We start from the raw sequence: 15,006 nt of genomic DNA on the forward strand, positions 1-15,006 counted from the left end.
GGTTAATCGATGATGCCGGCCGAACCGGTCGTGCGAAACGGCCCGCCATCGGCAGACCGTTTCGCGTTCACGGCGACTAGGCGCGGGGGCCCGCAGCCGTCGAGGAATCGTCCGCACGGCCGCCGTCGAGCGCCTCGCCCACGTGGAGCACCTCGCGGTCGGCCGCGTTGAGCGCGGCTTCGCCCTCCTCGCCCTCGGCGATGACCTCGTCCTCCTCGAACGACATCCGCAGGTTGCGGGTGAAGAAGCGGGTGATCGAGAGCAGCACCACGACGCCCACCGCCAGCCAGATGAGGCCGTAGATCATCGCGTCGATGTTGAGGTTGACCCACAGCAGCACGGTCAGCGCGATGCCGATGGCCGGCAGCACGATGTTGCGGAAGACCTGCGAGAAGCCCTTCACCTGCTTGTTGCGGACCGCGAAGTGCAGGATCACGGTCACGTTCACGATCGTGAAGGCGATGAGCGCACCGAAGTTGATGAGCGTGAAGATGAAGTCGAGATCGGCGACCGCCGCACCGAGCGACACGACGCCGACGAAGATCACGGCGATCGCCGGCGTGCGGTACTTCGGGTGCACGTACGAGAAGAAGCGCGAGATCGGCCCCGTGCCGTTGCGGCCCATCACGTAGATCATGCGCGAGACGCTCGCGTGCGACGCGAGGCTCGACGCCACTGCCGCGGCGACCGCGGCCGAGACGAAGAAGATCTGGAAGATCATGCCGCCGACCGAGTAGGCGATCTCGGGGAGTGCGGTGCCCTCGAAGCCCGCGTCGGTCGGGAACAGGGACTGCGCGAACCAGCCGGCCGTGAAGAAGATGAGGCCGCCGAAGAGCAGGGCGAGCACGATCGCCTTGGGCACGATGCTCGCGTTCTTCGCCTCCTCGGTGTACATCGTGATCGCGTCGAAGCCGATGAACGAGAAGCACACGATCGTCGCGGCGCTCACGACCGCCATGATCTGCACGTTGGCGTTCCAGAACGGCTCGAGGGTGAACGGCGTGCCGTTGCCGGCGCCCTGCGCCAGGGCGACCCAGGCGAGCACGATGAACACGCCGATGAGCACGATCTGGAAGATGAGCAGCGTCGCGTTCACGCGGGAGGTCGAGGTGATGCTCCACAGGTTGAGCAGCGTGATCATGGCGACGTACGCGATGACCCAGACCCAGCCCGACACCTCGGGGAAGAACGACTCGAGGTACTGGCGGACGAGCAGTGCGTTGACGAGCGGCAGCAGCAGGTAGTCGAGCAGTGCCGTCCAGCCGACGATCCAGCCGAAGTTCGGGTGGACCGTCTCGGACGCGTAGGTGTACGCCGACCCGGCCGAGGGGTAGACGCGGGTCATGCGACCGTAGCTGATCGCGGTGAAGATCATGACGACGAGGGCGAAGACGTACGCGAGCGGCACGACTCCGCCGCTCTCCTCCGAGACGTAGCCGAAGGTGTCGAAGACGGTCATCGGGGTCATGTAGCCGAGGCCGAGGCCGACGATCGCCCAGAGGCCGAGCGATCGCTTGAGCGTCGGGTGCGCCGGAGTGGCGGTTCGGGTCATCATCGATCCTCTCCCGGGCGCCGATCCCTCGGCGCACAGCGAAGTGTCCGGTCCGAGCGCCGTCGACGCTCCGTCCAGGACCGGCAGGCTCGCGCGGTCGACTTACAGTACTCGAAATGTGCGGAATCGGTTGCCGAAGCGGACAAACGGCTTCGAATCGGGTCGTGTCGGGCCGCCGTCACAGATGGAAAGCGAAGTACTGGCGCGGAGTCCGGTCGACGTCGAGGTCGTAGTCTGAGGGCACCATGACCGACGAGATCGACCGCATTCGCGACGCGATCGCCGGCGACCCCGAGAACGCGCGGTTCACCGCCATCGGCTGGCGACCGGTGTTCGCGGCGGCGCCGGAGTCGCGCATCCTGCTGATCGGCCAGGCACCGGGCCGTCGCGCACAGGAGTCGGGCATCCCGTGGGACGACGCGAGCGGCGACGCCCTCACCCGATGGCTCGGTGTCGACCGCGAGACGTTCCACGACCCGAGCGCGTTCGCGATCGTGCCGATGGACTTCTACTTCCCGGGCAAGGCGGCCTCGGGCGACCTGCCGCCACGCCGGGGGATCGCGGCCACGTGGCATCCGCTGCTCTTCTCGCGGCTCGCGCACGTTCGGCTGACCGTGCTGGTCGGTGCGCACGCGCAGCGCGCGTACCTGCCCGAGCGGCGTCCGACGCTGACCGAGACGGTACGCCACTGGCGCGACTACGGGCCGGCGGTGTTCCCCGTCGTGCACCCGTCGCCGCGCAACATCGCCTGGCAGCAGCGCAATCCGTGGTTCGAGGCCGAGACGGTGCCGGCGCTGCGCGGCGCGGTCGCGAGGGCGTTGGCGGGCGCGGAGCGCTCGGTCCTCCCGGCGACACGGCGCGGGCGCGATCAGGATCGAGGCGAGCCGGGTCAGCCCATCAGCCCGTAGGCGCCGGCGGTCGCGACGAGGTTCCACGCCGCGTGCACGACGATCGAGGGGGCGGTACGACGGGTCGCCATCGCGAGGGTGCCGAAGACGATGCCCGCGAACAACGTGGACGCGGCGAGGCTCACCCCGTTGACGCCGCCGATGATCTGCGGGAGGTGGAGCGAGCAGAAGATCACCGCCGTGAGGAGGACCGCGCCGTTCGTCGCCCGGACACTGCGGTCGGGGTCGGGCCACTCGCCGTCGAACCACCGCTTCAGGGAGGGCTGCAGCATGCCGCGGAACACGACCTCCTCGATGAACGGGGCCGCGACCACCGCCAGGACGAGCTCGGGCAGCCACACGATCGGCTCGGGGGAGACGACCACGTTCGACTCGAGACCGCCGGGATCGCCGAAGATCAGCAGGGCGGTGAACACGACGATCGGCTCGAGGAACCAGAGCGCCGCGAAGGCGACCGGGATGCCGAGCAGGTCGATCCAGCGGAAGCTCAGCCCGTAGTCGCGGATGAGGCTGCCCGTGCCCCACCTCCGCGACACGGCGACGATCCATGCGGTGACGAGCACCGGCATGGCGAGCGCGGATGCCAGCCAGACGGGGTAGCTCCACGATTCGGCCGGGATGAGCGCAGGGAGGAAGATGCACGCGACGAAGATCCCGACGCCGACGACGGCATGCAGGAGGCCCCATCGGGTGGCTGCTGGGGTCGCTCGAGCGCGGGTGTCGACGGCGTCTACATCGACGACCGTAGCGGAAGAGGCGGCACGACGATGTCCGATGTCGGTGGGCCTCGATACCGTGCGTCCATGGCCTCGACGGACTTCGACTTCCTCCTCGGCAGCTGGTCGGTGCAGCACCGGCGGCTGACCGACCCGCTCGATCCCGCGTGCACCACCTGGGCCGAGTTCGAGTCGGTCGCCGAGGTCGACAGCATCCTCGGCGGACTCGGCACGGCCGACCAGACTCGCGGCACGCTCGCCGACGGCACCGCGTTCGACGGTTACTCGCTGCGCCTCTACGCGCCCGAGAACGACGAGTGGGCGATCTGGTGGGCGTCGGCCTCCCGTCCGGGGGTGCTCGACGACCCGGTGCGCGGCCGCTTCGACGACGGCATCGGCACCTTCATCGGCCCGGCCGAGCACCGTGGCGTCCGCTTCCTCGCCCGATTCCGCTGGCTCGACACCGACGGCCCGCACCCCGTCTGGGAGCAGGACTTCTCGTTCGACGACGGCGCCAGCTGGGCGCCGGTCAACTGGCGGATGGTGCACACGCGGCGCGAGCCGGCCTGATCCCGGCCCTCAGCCTGCGACCGGCTCCTTCGGCGGGTTGTACATGAACTCGAAGCGGATGCCGTTGTCGTCCTCGACGAAGGATGCGTAGTACCGCTCGTTGAAGCGCGGGTACGGCTTCGGGTCGCGCACGGTCGTCCACCCGGCGTCGACGGCGATGGCGTGCAGGCGATCGACCTCGTCGCGCGACGCGACCGGGAAGGCGAGGTGCTGCCAGCCGACCCGGCCGTGGCGGTGCGGGCCCGAGCCGGGCTCGCGGGCCGGGAAGAGGATGAGCTCCTCCTCGCCGAGGTACCACGACACGCCGTTGTCGGCGTCCTGCCGGGTGCAGCCGAGCGCCTGCATCACCGGGTCGAACTGGGCGATCGAGCGGGGCAGGTCGTCGACGCTGAGCCCGAGGTGGTCGAAAAGCGGCATCCGGTCATCCTTCCGTGGGGGTCTCGCTCGCGTCAACACGACACGCGAAGGGCCGGATGCCCCGCCCGGGCGCCGTGGCGTGGGGCGAGGCATCCGGCCCGTGTCGTCGGAGACGACCCGATCGGATCGCGGCCGCGACCGAGAACGGAGGGGGTCAGTTGATGATCTCGCCTCGTTCGTCGGCGCGGAGCGCAGCCAGCCGTTCCCGCCACTCCTGCAGTGCCTCGGGCGTGAGCCGCGTCCACTCGGAGACCTCGCCGAGCACCCGCAGCGGGGAGGCGCTGCGGTACGAGCGAGTGGGGTTGCCCGGGAACTTCCTGTCGGTCACGTTCGGGTCGTCCTCGAACGGTCCGGTCGGCTCGACGAGGTAGACGCGCGGCTCGCCGTCGCCGGCGGCGAGCTCGGCGGCGAGGCCGGCGCCATCGCGAAGTGCGGTGAAGTAGATGTGGTTCATCACCACCTCGGGGCGGTAGTTCGACCGGAAGCCCGCCGTCAGAAGGTCGCCGCTTCGCAGATCGGCCTTCGTGCCGTGGAAGAACGGCCCTTCGTCCAGCGCTCGGTTCACGCCGACAGCCTAGGCGAGCGTCCGCGGGCCGGCGAGGGTGCCGCTCGCCATCGGCGCGGCTTCGCGCCAAGCTTGGAGCATGACGATCTCCGGCACCGACCTCGTCCACCTCCGTCGGGCGGTCGCGCTCGCCGGCGAAGCACTCGCCCACGGCGACGGCCCGTTCGGCTCGGTGCTCGTCGACGCCGGCGGCCGCGAGCGGTTCGCCGATCGCAACCGCGAGCAGAGCACCGGTGATCCGACGAGGCATCCCGAGTTCGAGATCGCCCGCTGGGCTGCGGTGAACCTCAGCGCCGCCGAACGGGCGACGGCGACGGTCTACACCTCGGGCGAGCACTGCCCGATGTGCTCGGCCGCGCACGCCTGGGCCGGGCTCGGCCGCATCGTCTACGTCGCCTCGGCCGAGCAGGTCGCAGGCTGGCGCCGCGAGCTCGGCGCCGAGCCGTCACCGGTCGCGGCGCTGCCGATCACGGCGGTCGCGCCGGGCCTACCGGTCGAGGGGCCGGTCGACGAGCTCGTGCCCGAGGTGCGGGCGCTCATCGAGCAGGCGGTGCGGTCGGGCGAGTGACGGTCGAGTGACGGTCCCCCGGCAGGGGGACGGACTTGGAGATCACGAACAATCGCGGGGCAACTTAATCAAGAAATCCTCAACTTTGGCGCCAAGGTTGGTGCGGCCGACCAGCGAGAGGACTACAACGTCCTCAATCGAAGTCAGCTGCATCGAACCGTGGGGGGTCTCATGCGTTGGGTATGGTTCAGGATCGCCGTTGCCGGCATCGCGAGCTCGGGCGTCATCGCCGGGCTCCTGGTCAACATCGACCGTGCGATGCGCACCGGCGAGGATCGCAGTGACGTGCTGGCGAACTACTTCAGCCTGTTCACGATCGTGTCGTCGATCCTCAGCGTCGTCGTGCTCGCGATCGCGGCCCGGTGGAGCCTGCGGCACCCCGCGCCCTCGCGCGAGCCGCTCGGGATCGCGCTCGCGATCGCCGCGGTCACCGGCCCGGTCATCCTCCTCGGCATCGTGTTCAACGTGCTGCTGCGCGGCGACCCGGCTCCGATCGCCGCCACCGACCCCGGCTGGGTCTCGTTCCTCGACGACTGGGCGACGGAGACGCTGCACGTGGTGCTGCCGATCGCGTTCGTGATCGACCTGCTGTTCGCCAGCCGGCGCCGGGCGCTGCCGTGGTGGTCGCTCGCCGTCATCGTCAGCTACCCGCTCGGGTGGGCCGTCTACACGATGGTCCGCGGTGAGCGCGTGGCCAACCCCGACGGCAGTGCGGCATGGTGGTACCCCTACGGCTTCCTCGACCCGCACGTCGCCGGATACGGCTCGGCCCTCGGCTACATCGCCGGCATCCTGCTCGCGTTCGTGCTGCTCGGCGTCGCCATCATCGGCATCGGCCGGGCTCGCGAGCGCCGCGGATGACGGGAGCGGGCTCGTGCTCGATACCGCATCCCTCCGGCTGCCAGCACCGCCCACCGCGAGACGGGTCCGTCGGCTCGGCCTCGTGTCGTACTGGCGATCGAAGCTCTGGGGCCTGATCCTCTCGATCGTCACCGACGGGGTCACGACGATCCCCGCCGGGCGCGTCTCCGAGCCCATCCCGCTCGCGCAGCGGCCGCCCCTTCCGGCCGGCCCGCTGGTCGTGGTCGCCAACCACTCCTCCCACGCCGACACCGCCGTGCTGCTGGCGACCCTCGGCCGCAGCCGGCCGGTCACGTTCGTCGCCGCGGCCGACTACTGGTTCGGCAGGACGCGCAACCGGGTCCTCGCGAGATGGCTGGTCGGCATCTGGCCGATCCGCCGCGATCGACGGGGGATGGCGGACCTGCTGGCCGCAGCGCCGGCCGTCGCCGCAGGCGTCGTGTTCGTCGTCTTCCCCGAGGGCAGTCGCCGTCGCACGCCGGAGCTCGCCGGCTTCAAGCGCGGGGCGTTCGAGCTCGCGGCCGCCGCGCGCGCGACCGTCCTGCCCGTCGGGCTCGTGGGGGCCGGCGACCTCCTCCCGGCCGAGCGTCGGCTCATCCGGCGTCGGCCCGTGGAGGTACGGTGGGGCGAGCCGTTCACGGTCGAATCGGGGCACGCCGAGGAGTCCGCCGCAGCGGCGCTCGGGGTCGTCGACGTGCTCATCCGGGAGCCCGCTCACCAGCGGCCCGGCCGGGCGTGGACCCGCATTCGACGCATGGCGTTCGCCGCCACGGGCATGGCCGTCGTCACCGCGTGGGCGTTCGCGGAGGGCATCGTCTGGCCGCTCGTCGCGGAGCTGCCGCTCCTGCTGTTCGTCTGCACGGTGGGCCGCTCCTGGCGCGGCCCGATGATGATCGGGGCGACCGCGATCGCCTCGGCGGCCGGCATCCTCACCACCTGGTGGCTCGTCGCGCACGGCGTGCCCGTTCCGGCCCCGTTGACGACGCCGCGCATGCACGAGACGGCGCTCGACCAGCTCGCGAGCGACCCGACGGGCGCGTTCGCGAACCAGATGTTCAACGGGATCCCCGTGAAGGTCTACGCGCACGGCGCGGGCCGGCTCCACCTGGACGTCGTCGACGTCATCGCCGCGATGCTGCCGCGGCTCGGTCGGATCGCGATCGTCGGGGGCATGGGCTGGATCCTCGGGGGCCTGCTCTCGCGGTACCTGAAGCCGTGCCTCGGCGCCGTGCAGGCCGTCTTCCTGGTTCTCTTCCCGCTCGGCCTCGGCCTCGTCATCTGGTGGTGGTCGTGAATCGCGGCCTCTACGCGGCCAAGCCGTGGTTCACCCGGCGCCTCGAGGGGTTCGTCGGCATCGCGGTCCGGCGCGGCTGGTCGCCCGACGCCGTCACCGCCGTCGGCGTCGCCTTCGCCGCCGTGGCCGCCGCAGGGCTCCTCATCGGATGGTGGCCGGTGGTGCTCATCGGACTGGTCGGGAGGCTCGCCGGCGCGAATCTCGACGGCGCCGTCGCCCGGGCCAGAGGGGTGAGCCGCCCGTTCGGGTTCCTCCTCAACGAGATCGGCGACCGAGTCTCGGACCTGCTGCCGCTGGCCGCGGTCGGCATCCTCGCCTGGCAGGCGGGCTCGGCTCCGGCGCTCGCGGCCGCCCTCGTGGCGATGACCGCCGCGTCGTGGCCGACCTTCGTCTCGCTCGCGGCCGCCGCAGCCGGTGCGCCGCGGCTCAACGGCGGGCCGCTCGGGAAGACCGAACGCGCCCTCGTCGTGCTCCTCATGTCGGTCGCCGTCAGCTGGTTCCCCGTCGATGCGGTGATCCTCGTCGGCTCGGCCGCGATCGTCGCCGGTTCGACGGTCACCGCCGCGGCCCGGGTTCGAACGGCGCGGCGCTCCCTCCGATCGGTCGACGCATGACCTGGTTCGGATTGAGCGCTCCTGCGACCGTCGGGCTCGTCCTGCTGGTGGCCACCGCAGTGCCCGTGCTGGTCTTCGGCAACTCGACCATCCGCAGCAGGTGGCTGACGTGGGCGGTCATCGGGGTGATCGTCGGCGTCGCCGAGGCGATCGGCATCGCCGGCGCCGTCCTCCTGGCGATCGCGGTGAGCGTGGTGTGCATCGTCGAGTACGTGAGGCTGGCGGGCCTCAGCACCGCCGATCGCTGGGTGCTGGTCGCCGCCGGCGTCTGCGCGCCGGTGCTGGCGGCGGTGAACCCGGCCGCGGTCGGCACGTGGCTGCCGTTCGCGCTGCTGGCTGCGGCGGTGCTTCCGGTGCTCAGCCGTGATCCCGAGGCCGCGCTCCCTCGCGCCACCGCCGCGGCGTTCGGGATGCTGTGGCTGGTCTGGGCGCCGGCGCAGCTCGTGATCATCCACGAGGAGCTGACGCTGCTGATCCTGACCGTCGCCGTCACCGACGTGGCCAGCTGGGCGTTCGGGAAGAGCCTCGGGCGGCTGCCCGGCGCACGGATGCACCCCTTCGCGGTTTCGCCGAGCAAGACGGTCGCCGGGTTGCTGGGCGGCGCGTTCGCCGCGGCCGCCGTGCTCGCCGTCACCCGCGAGTTCAGCTGGGTGCTGCTGCTCGCCGCGGCGGTCGGCGCCCCGCTCGGCGACATCATCGCGTCGATGGTGAAGCGGCACGCCGGCGTGAAGGACGCGGGCGCCTGGCTGCCGGGGTTCGGAGGACTGCTCGACCGGGCCGACTCCCTCCTCGTGGTGGCGCCGCTCTTCGCGGTGGCCGCCGCCGCGACGTAGCGCGCGGCGGCGGCCACGTGCGGCGGCGATCGCGCGCCGACTACTCGACGAGCTTGCCCGCCACCGAGACCTCCGCGCGCATGAGCGCCGCGATCTCTTCGGGGATCGGCGGGATCGACTCGCGGGTGACGCCCGTCGCGGGCGACCAGACGAGGTTCACCTGCAGCGACTCGTCGATCGAGGGGTGGTCGCTGCGGTTGTGGCAGCCGCGGGTCTCGCGACGCTCGAGCGCCGCCTCGAGCGTCGCGCGGGCCGCGAGCGCGGCCGACTTGAGGTCGAAGGCGTGCGCGAGGTCCTGGTAGCCGGCGAGGTCGGGGTGCACGCCGAGGTCGCCCATGCGGGCTTCGATCGCGTCGAGCTCGGCGAGTCCGGTCAGGAGACCCTGCTCGTCGCGCACGACGCCGGCGTGCTCGGTCATCGTGTTGCGGATGGCGCGCTGGAGGGCGCGCACGTTCTCGGTGCCGTTGGCACCGAGCAGCGCGGCGATCTCGTCGCGCGCGGTCTGCACCGCGGCGGCCGAGCGGCGCTGCGCGTCGAGCGACGCGGAGTAGGCCGCAGCCGCCTGCCCGACGATGCGCCCGAACACGAGCAGCTCGATGAGCGAGTTGCCGCCCAGACGGTTCGCGCCGTGCAGGCCGCTGGATGCCTCGCCGATGGCGTAGAGCCCGGGCACGTCGGTGCCGTGGTCGTCGGGGCGCACCCACACGCCGCCCATCGAGTAGTGCGCGGTCGGCGCGATCTCGATCGGCTCCTTCGTGATGTCGAGCATCTGCAGCTCGAGCATGGTCTGGTAGACGCGGGGGAGCCGCTGCATGATCGTCTCGCGGGGGAGGTGCGAGACATCCAGCCAGACACCGCCGTTGGGAGTGCCGCGCCCCTCCTTGATCTCGGTGTAGCAGGCGAGGGCGACGCGGTCGCGGGTCGAGAGCTCGAGGCGCTCGGGGTCGTACCTGTGCATGAAGCGCTCGCCGAGGCCGTTGGTGAGGATTCCGCCCTCGCCGCGCGCGGCCTCGGAGATGAGGGTGCCGGCCGCGTTCTCGGGCTCGATGATGCCCGAGGGGTGGAACTGCACGAGCTCGGGGTCGCGCACGCGACCGCCGGCCTCGACGGCCAGGCGCCACGAATCACCGGTGTTCTCGTCGCGGCGGGAGGAGGTGCGTCGCCAGATGCGGTTGTGGCCGCCGGCGGCGAGGATCACCGCGTCGGCGTGGATGAGGTAGTGCGTGCCGTCGTCGAGGTCGAAGCCGTAGGCGCCGAACACCGCGCCGTCGTCGTTCACGAGGATGCGGGTGATGTAGACGGTGTCGAGGATCGGGATATCGAGCAGGGCGGCGCGGTTCACGAGCGTGCGCTGGATCTCGAGTCCGGTGTAGTCGCCCGCGAAGGCGGTGCGGCGGTAGGTGTGCGCGCCGAAGAAGCGCTGCGAGATGCGGCCGTCGGCCTCGCGGGCGAAGGGCATGCCGTAGCGCTCGAGGTCGTCGATGCCCCGGGCGGCGCCCTTCGTCACCGTCTCGACCGTGCGGGGGTCGGCGAGGAGGTAGCTCTCCTTCAGGGTGTCGGCGGCGTGCTGCTGCCAGCTGTCGTCGGCGTCCATGGTGGCGAGGGCGGCGTTGATGCCGCCGGCGGCGAGCGAGGTGTGGGCGTCGGACTTGGGTCGCTTGCCGAGCGCGAGCACGTCGACGCCGGCCTCGGCGAGCTCGATGGCGGCACGCAGCCCCGAGCCGCCCGTGCCGATGACGAGCACGGTGGTGGAGAGCTGGCGCTCTGCGGGAAGGCTGGCTGAAGTGGTCATGCGCTCCACGCTAGGTTCGTGCTATCGATTACTCCAATGCATCTTTGAAGTGCAAACGATGCGCATAGGCTATCGACATGAACCTCGAGCAACTGCGCAGCTTCGTCGAGGTCGCCCGGTTCGGCAACTTCACCCGTGCCGCCGAAGAGCTCTACCTCGCGCAACCCTCGCTCAGCCGCCAGATCGCCGCCCTCGAGCGGGATCTCGGCGCCGAGCTCTTCCATCGAGCGCGCGGCGGCAGCACGCTGACAGTCGCCGGCGAGTCGCTGCTGCCGCTCGCCCGCCGCATGCTCGCCGACGCCGAGTCGGTGCGCCGCGAGCTCGCCGAGCTCGCGGGGCTCGAGCGCGGCCGGGTGCGTCTCGGTGCCACCCCGACCCTCTGCATCAGCCTCGTCGCCGAGGTGCTGAGCGCGTTCCACGCGGAGCATCCCGGCATCGAGCTGCACCTCTCGGAGCAGGGTTCGCGCCGCCTCCTCGACGAGCTCGCCGGCGGCGAGCTCGACCTCGCGCTCATCACCACGACGGATGCCTCGTCGGCCGAGCGCTTCACCGTGGCGCCCCTGCTCGTCGAAGAGCTGGTCGTCATCTCATCGGCCGGCGCGCCGCCCATCACGACGGGCGACCGCATCGGCCTCGCCGAGGTCGCCGCGCTGCCGCAGATCGTCTTCAGCTCGAGCTACGACCTGCGCGCCGCGACCGACGCCGCGTTCGCCGCGGCCGGGCTCACGCCCGAGGTCGTGCTCGAGGGCGCCGAGATGGACGCCGTGCTGCGGTTCGTCGAGCGCGGGCTCGGGGTGGCGATCGTGCCGGCGATGGTGCTCATCGACCGCCCCGGACTGCGCTCGGTGCGGCTCGACGCCGCCGGGCTCGCCCGCACGATCAGCCTCGCGCGCCCGGTCGGCGTCGCGCCGACCGCGGCCGTCGACGTGATGGAGCGCACGATCGCGGCGACGGCGGTCGGCTTCGCGACGCGCGCCGGCGCGACCATGCGGGTCGCCGCCGACGATTACGCGTCGAGCACCGGGAACGACCAGCGACCCTCGAGGACCTCGGCGCGCGGGCGGTAGAGCCGCACCAGGTAGTTCCAGCCCTCGGTGATCGGGATCGCGTTCGGCGTGCCGGCGGGGTAGTCGCCGAAACGGACGGTGATGGTGCCGTCGCCGTTGCGGGTGCCCGTGATGTTGTTGATCGTGTACGCGCCGCGGTCGTTCGGCTCGAAGAAGCCGTCGGCGTTGTACACCGAGATCGACCAGAACCCGTCGACGGGGACGTCGCCGACGGTCAGCTCGTACCGCCCCACCGGGAGGCGCGGTTCCACGCCGATGTAGTTCGCCTCCGAGGTGGGGAGCCCACCCCAGCCCGCGGCGGTGCCGATGAGGTGGCGGACGGGGTCGACCTCGTCCTGGGCGCCGAACGTGCGATCGAATCCGGTCAGGTTGCGGGCCAGCGCGAGCAGTGCATCTCGCGTCTCGTCGAGGCTGTTCGAGTCGTAGTCGGGCATCTCGAACGGAACCGACGAGCCGGCCGTCAGCGTGATCCGATCCTGCAGCGCGACGACCTCGGCCAGGTCGTCGGCATCGGCGGGATCGACGAGGATGCGCATCGCGAGCACCACATGCGGAGTGCCGAACCGCTCGAGGGTCAGTCGGTGCTCGCCCGCGTCGTGGAAGATCTCGTTGATGTAGTGCTTCTCGTTGACGACCATCGCCGAGAGGTACCGATCCCCGTGCTCAGGGATGGTGAAGGTGGCGCCCTCGGTGATGTCGACCACCGCGAAGCTGTACAGCGTGTCGCGGTTCAGCCGGATGACCGTCTGCTTGTCGATGTCGGCGGGGGCCCGGTTGTGGAGGAAGCGGTTGACGCCTCCTGAGTTCTCCTGGAGGTCCCGCATCATGCGGTGGGTTTCGGCGAGCGCGAAGTTATCGACGTTGACGTGGGTGGCCATTCGACGATCCTGCCAGCCGGAGCGGAGGATCCCCGGGGGACACGACGACGAGGGGCGGATGCCACGTGGCATCCGCCCCCGGGCTGTCGACCTGCGCTGCTGCTCAGGCCGCGGGCGTCGGGTCGTTCCACGACCAGATGTCGTCGCCCCGGAGGGTGGCGTCGGCGCCGCCGTCGCAGTAGATGGTCTGCCCGGCCATGTGCGTGTTCTGCTCGCTCGTGAGCCAGATCAGCAGGTTCGCGATCGACTCGGCCGGCTGGTGGTAGTTGAGCGGCATCGGCACGGCGGCGTCGACCATGGCGAGGCCCTCGGGGTTGTCGCGCAGGCTCGCGGTCATCGGGGTGATGACGGTGCCGGGGCCGACCGCGTTGAGCGGGATGCCCGCGCCGGCCCAGGCCTCGGTGATCGACTCGCGGCGCACCCAGCGCGACAGCGCCCGCTTCGACGACGGGTACGCGAGGTAGCCGAGCTCGGGGCCCTGCTCGGCGAGCGCCGCAGCGGCGGCGAGCGCGCCGGGCTCGTCGCCGGCGAGGGCGGCCTCGACGATCGCGGGCGCGACCGGCTGCAGCGAGGCCATCGACGAGACGACGGCCGCACGCGGGGCGGAGGAGGCGCGGAGCGCCGGCAGCAGCCCCTCGAGCACGGCGGTGACGCCGAAGAAGTTGACCGAGACCGTGATCGGGGCGGGCGCCGCGATGCCGGCGCACGCGATGACGCCGTCCACGACGCCGCCGGAGAGCTCGAGCACGCGTGCGACCGCCGCCTCGCGCCCCTCGGCGGTCGACAGATCGGCCTCGACGTCGGCGTCGCGGAGGTCGACGCCGATCACGATCGCACCCTGCTCGAGGAGGGCGCGCTTCGTCGCGGCGCCGATGCCCGAGGCGGAGCCGGTGACGACGTACTTGCGGGTCATGGTGTGTTTCCTTCCGATTCGAGGAGCGAAGACTATATTTGACACACTACGTCAAAATACTCGGAGGCGACTGTGGAACCCCTGTCGAACGGTGATGCCCCGACGCGCGGCCGCGGCCGCCCGACCGTCGTCGACGGCGACGCGGTCGCCGAAGCGGCGTTCGCCCTCTGGTCCGAGCGCGGCTACGCGACGACCGGCTGGAAGGAGCTCGCCGACGCCACCGGGGTGAGCACGCGAACCCTCATGCGCCACTTCGGCACCCGCGATCGCATCGCGTGGGCCGAGGTCGAGTCGGCGAACGACCGGCTCGCACGATCGATCGCCGAGATGAGCCCGGGCACGCCGGTCGGCGAGGCCGTCCGCCGCGCGATCGTCGCGTCGGTCTCGCACGACCCGCACGTACGCCGCAGTGCCGCCGCCTGGTTCCGCCTGATCGCGAGCGAGCCCGAGCTCGCCGCGACCGCGGCGGCCGCCGACCGCGCCTGGACGGGCCGGCTCGCCGACTTCCTCGGGAGCCGGCTGCCCGGCGCCTCGGCGGGCACCTGCCGCGCGCTCGCCGCCGCACTGCAGGCGGCGACGTTCGCCGCGCTCACGAGCTGGGTCGAGGCGGGCGGCGAGGGCGACCCCGCCGAGGCCGTCGACCGCACGCTGGCCTGGATCGAACTCGCGGAACCCCCGGCCGGTTCCGACTGACCGGCGCGCCCCGGCTGGTAGCGTCTGGCCCACACGCCGGCGCACGCCGGCCCGCGCCGGTGCCCGCCGGCGCGCACCCGCTCACCGAGGAGGCCGCATGACCGGGGAGCCCGACGGACCGCCTCGCCGCCCGGTGCAGGAGCGCGGGCTGCGCACCCGTGCCGCGATCCTCGACGCCGCCGTGCGCGTGCTCGCCGACGAGGGCTACGCGGCGGCGACCACCGTGCGGGTGCAGGAGCGCGCCGGGGTCTCGCGAGGCCGGCTGCTGCACCACTTCCCCTCGCGCGACGAGCTCTTCGTCGCGGCCGTGCACCACCTCGCGGCGACGCGGCTCGACGCGCAGCTCGGCGAGCTCGAGCTGCCCGACGAGCCCGGTGCCCGTATCGACGCCGCGATCACGGCGATGTGGGCGTCGAACGGGCAGCCCGAGTTCCTCGCCTCGCTCGAGCTGTGGCTCGCGGCGCGGCACGACGAGGCGCTCCGTGCCGCGCTCCTGCCGACCGAACGCCGCATGGGCGGCATCCTGCTCGACACGCAGCGCCGGCTGTTCGGCGACGACCTGGCCGCGCGGGCGGAGTTCGCCCCGCTCATGGAGCTCCTCGTCACGAGCATGCGCGGCACGGCGATCACCTATGCGATCACCGGTGCCGACGCGGCGAGCGAGCCGAACCTCGTGCTCTGGCGCCGGCTCGCCCGAGCACAGCTGCTCGGCGAATGACGGTCCGTCACGTCGTCGCGACACCCTCCCAATAGAAGTCAGCCTTG

At 71.7% G+C, this 15,006-nt stretch carries 17 protein-coding genes; 10 read left to right on the forward strand and 7 right to left on the reverse strand.

What is annotated here, in order from left to right; genetic code table 11:
* Window positions 1-76: 76 nt before the first annotated feature.
* On the reverse strand, window positions 77-1,552 hold the full coding sequence (locus ACFVTH_RS11250; protein ID WP_387090550.1) for an APC family permease: 1,476 nt from the start codon (window positions 1,550-1,552) through the stop codon (window positions 77-79).
* A 245-nt stretch (window positions 1,553-1,797) separates the two neighbouring features.
* Between ACFVTH_RS11250 and ACFVTH_RS11255 the strand changes: the two genes are divergently transcribed.
* Window positions 1,798-2,460, forward strand: a complete 663-nt coding sequence (locus ACFVTH_RS11255) for a uracil-DNA glycosylase family protein (protein ID WP_387090553.1) — start codon at window positions 1,798-1,800, stop codon at window positions 2,458-2,460.
* Here ACFVTH_RS11255 and ACFVTH_RS11260 read toward each other — a convergent pair.
* Window positions 2,442-3,029 carry a CPBP family intramembrane glutamic endopeptidase gene (locus ACFVTH_RS11260; RefSeq protein WP_387090556.1) on the reverse strand — a complete coding sequence of 196 codons (588 nt, stop codon included), beginning with the start codon at window positions 3,027-3,029 and terminating at the stop codon, window positions 2,442-2,444. The genes ACFVTH_RS11255 and ACFVTH_RS11260 overlap by 19 nt on opposite strands.
* A 234-nt stretch (window positions 3,030-3,263) precedes the next feature.
* Here ACFVTH_RS11260 and ACFVTH_RS11265 point away from each other — a divergent pair, with 234 nt between their 5' ends.
* On the forward strand, window positions 3,264-3,746 hold the full coding sequence (locus ACFVTH_RS11265; RefSeq protein ID WP_387090558.1) for a hypothetical protein: 483 nt from the start codon (window positions 3,264-3,266) through the stop codon (window positions 3,744-3,746).
* A 9-nt stretch (window positions 3,747-3,755) separates the two neighbouring features.
* Here ACFVTH_RS11265 and ACFVTH_RS11270 read toward each other — a convergent pair whose 3' ends face one another.
* Together ACFVTH_RS11270 and arr are read right to left on the reverse strand one after the other, a co-directional pair.
* Window positions 3,756-4,163 carry a VOC family protein gene (locus ACFVTH_RS11270; protein WP_387090561.1) on the reverse strand — a complete coding sequence of 136 codons (408 nt, stop codon included), beginning with the start codon at window positions 4,161-4,163 and terminating at the stop codon, window positions 3,756-3,758.
* Window positions 4,164-4,317: 154 nt separating this feature from the next.
* Window positions 4,318-4,728, reverse strand: a complete 411-nt coding sequence (gene arr, locus ACFVTH_RS11275) for an NAD(+)--rifampin ADP-ribosyltransferase (RefSeq protein ID WP_387090563.1) — start codon at window positions 4,726-4,728, stop codon at window positions 4,318-4,320.
* A gap of 79 nt (window positions 4,729-4,807) precedes the next feature.
* On the opposite strand from arr, the gene ACFVTH_RS11280 reads away from it, so the two are divergent.
* The 5 genes from ACFVTH_RS11280 to ACFVTH_RS11300 all read left to right on the forward strand — a co-directional run bounded on the left by ACFVTH_RS11280 (window position 4,808) and on the right by ACFVTH_RS11300 (window position 8,898).
* The gene (locus ACFVTH_RS11280; protein WP_387090567.1) at window positions 4,808-5,296 is read left to right on the forward strand and encodes a nucleoside deaminase; all 489 of its coding nucleotides are present in this window, start codon (window positions 4,808-4,810) and stop codon (window positions 5,294-5,296) included.
* Between the two features lie 171 nt (window positions 5,297-5,467).
* Window positions 5,468-6,157, forward strand: coding sequence for a Pr6Pr family membrane protein (locus tag ACFVTH_RS11285; RefSeq protein ID WP_387090570.1), 690 nt, complete (start codon window positions 5,468-5,470; stop codon window positions 6,155-6,157).
* 82 nt (window positions 6,158-6,239) lie between these two features.
* The gene (locus tag ACFVTH_RS11290) at window positions 6,240-7,451 is read left to right on the forward strand and encodes a lysophospholipid acyltransferase family protein (RefSeq protein ID WP_387090573.1); all 1,212 of its coding nucleotides are present in this window, start codon (window positions 6,240-6,242) and stop codon (window positions 7,449-7,451) included.
* Window positions 7,448-8,065 (forward strand): CDP-alcohol phosphatidyltransferase family protein, encoded by a 618-nt coding sequence (locus ACFVTH_RS11295; protein WP_387090576.1) that lies wholly within the window; start codon window positions 7,448-7,450, stop codon window positions 8,063-8,065. The genes ACFVTH_RS11290 and ACFVTH_RS11295 overlap by 4 nt, the downstream gene beginning before the upstream one ends.
* A complete protein-coding gene (locus tag ACFVTH_RS11300) occupies window positions 8,062-8,898 on the forward strand; it encodes a phosphatidate cytidylyltransferase (RefSeq protein ID WP_387090578.1) in 837 nt (278 codons plus the stop codon). The genes ACFVTH_RS11295 and ACFVTH_RS11300 overlap by 4 nt, the downstream gene beginning before the upstream one ends.
* A gap of 40 nt (window positions 8,899-8,938) precedes the next feature.
* Here the strand turns inward: ACFVTH_RS11300 and ACFVTH_RS11305 are convergent, their stop codons facing one another.
* A complete protein-coding gene (locus ACFVTH_RS11305) occupies window positions 8,939-10,690 on the reverse strand; it encodes an L-aspartate oxidase (protein ID WP_387090581.1) in 1,752 nt (583 codons plus the stop codon).
* Window positions 10,691-10,767: 77 nt separating this feature from the next.
* Here ACFVTH_RS11305 and ACFVTH_RS11310 point away from each other — a divergent pair, with 77 nt between their 5' ends.
* Window positions 10,768-11,757: a LysR family transcriptional regulator gene (locus ACFVTH_RS11310; RefSeq protein ID WP_387090583.1), complete on the forward strand. Its 990-nt coding sequence runs from the start codon at window positions 10,768-10,770 to the stop codon at window positions 11,755-11,757.
* Here ACFVTH_RS11310 and ACFVTH_RS11315 read toward each other — a convergent pair.
* Both ACFVTH_RS11315 and ACFVTH_RS11320 read right to left on the reverse strand, forming a co-directional pair.
* Window positions 11,697-12,635 (reverse strand): DUF1214 domain-containing protein, encoded by a 939-nt coding sequence (locus tag ACFVTH_RS11315; RefSeq protein ID WP_387090585.1) that lies wholly within the window; start codon window positions 12,633-12,635, stop codon window positions 11,697-11,699. The two genes, ACFVTH_RS11310 and ACFVTH_RS11315, sit on opposite strands and share 61 nt — an antisense overlap.
* Before the next feature lie 103 nt (window positions 12,636-12,738).
* On the reverse strand, window positions 12,739-13,548 hold the full coding sequence (locus ACFVTH_RS11320; protein ID WP_387090588.1) for an SDR family oxidoreductase: 810 nt from the start codon (window positions 13,546-13,548) through the stop codon (window positions 12,739-12,741).
* A gap of 72 nt (window positions 13,549-13,620) precedes the next feature.
* Here ACFVTH_RS11320 and ACFVTH_RS11325 point away from each other — a divergent pair, with 72 nt between their 5' ends.
* Entirely contained in the window at window positions 13,621-14,241 is a 621-nt protein-coding gene (locus tag ACFVTH_RS11325) for a TetR/AcrR family transcriptional regulator (RefSeq protein WP_387090590.1), read from the forward strand.
* A 97-nt stretch (window positions 14,242-14,338) separates the two neighbouring features.
* Entirely contained in the window at window positions 14,339-14,959 is a 621-nt protein-coding gene (locus tag ACFVTH_RS11330; protein WP_387090593.1) for a TetR/AcrR family transcriptional regulator, read from the forward strand.
* Window positions 14,960-15,006 lie beyond the last annotated feature (47 nt).

It is taken from the genome of Agromyces sp. NPDC058104 (assembly GCF_042884835.1).
GTDB lineage: Bacteria > Actinomycetota > Actinomycetes > Actinomycetales > Microbacteriaceae > Agromyces.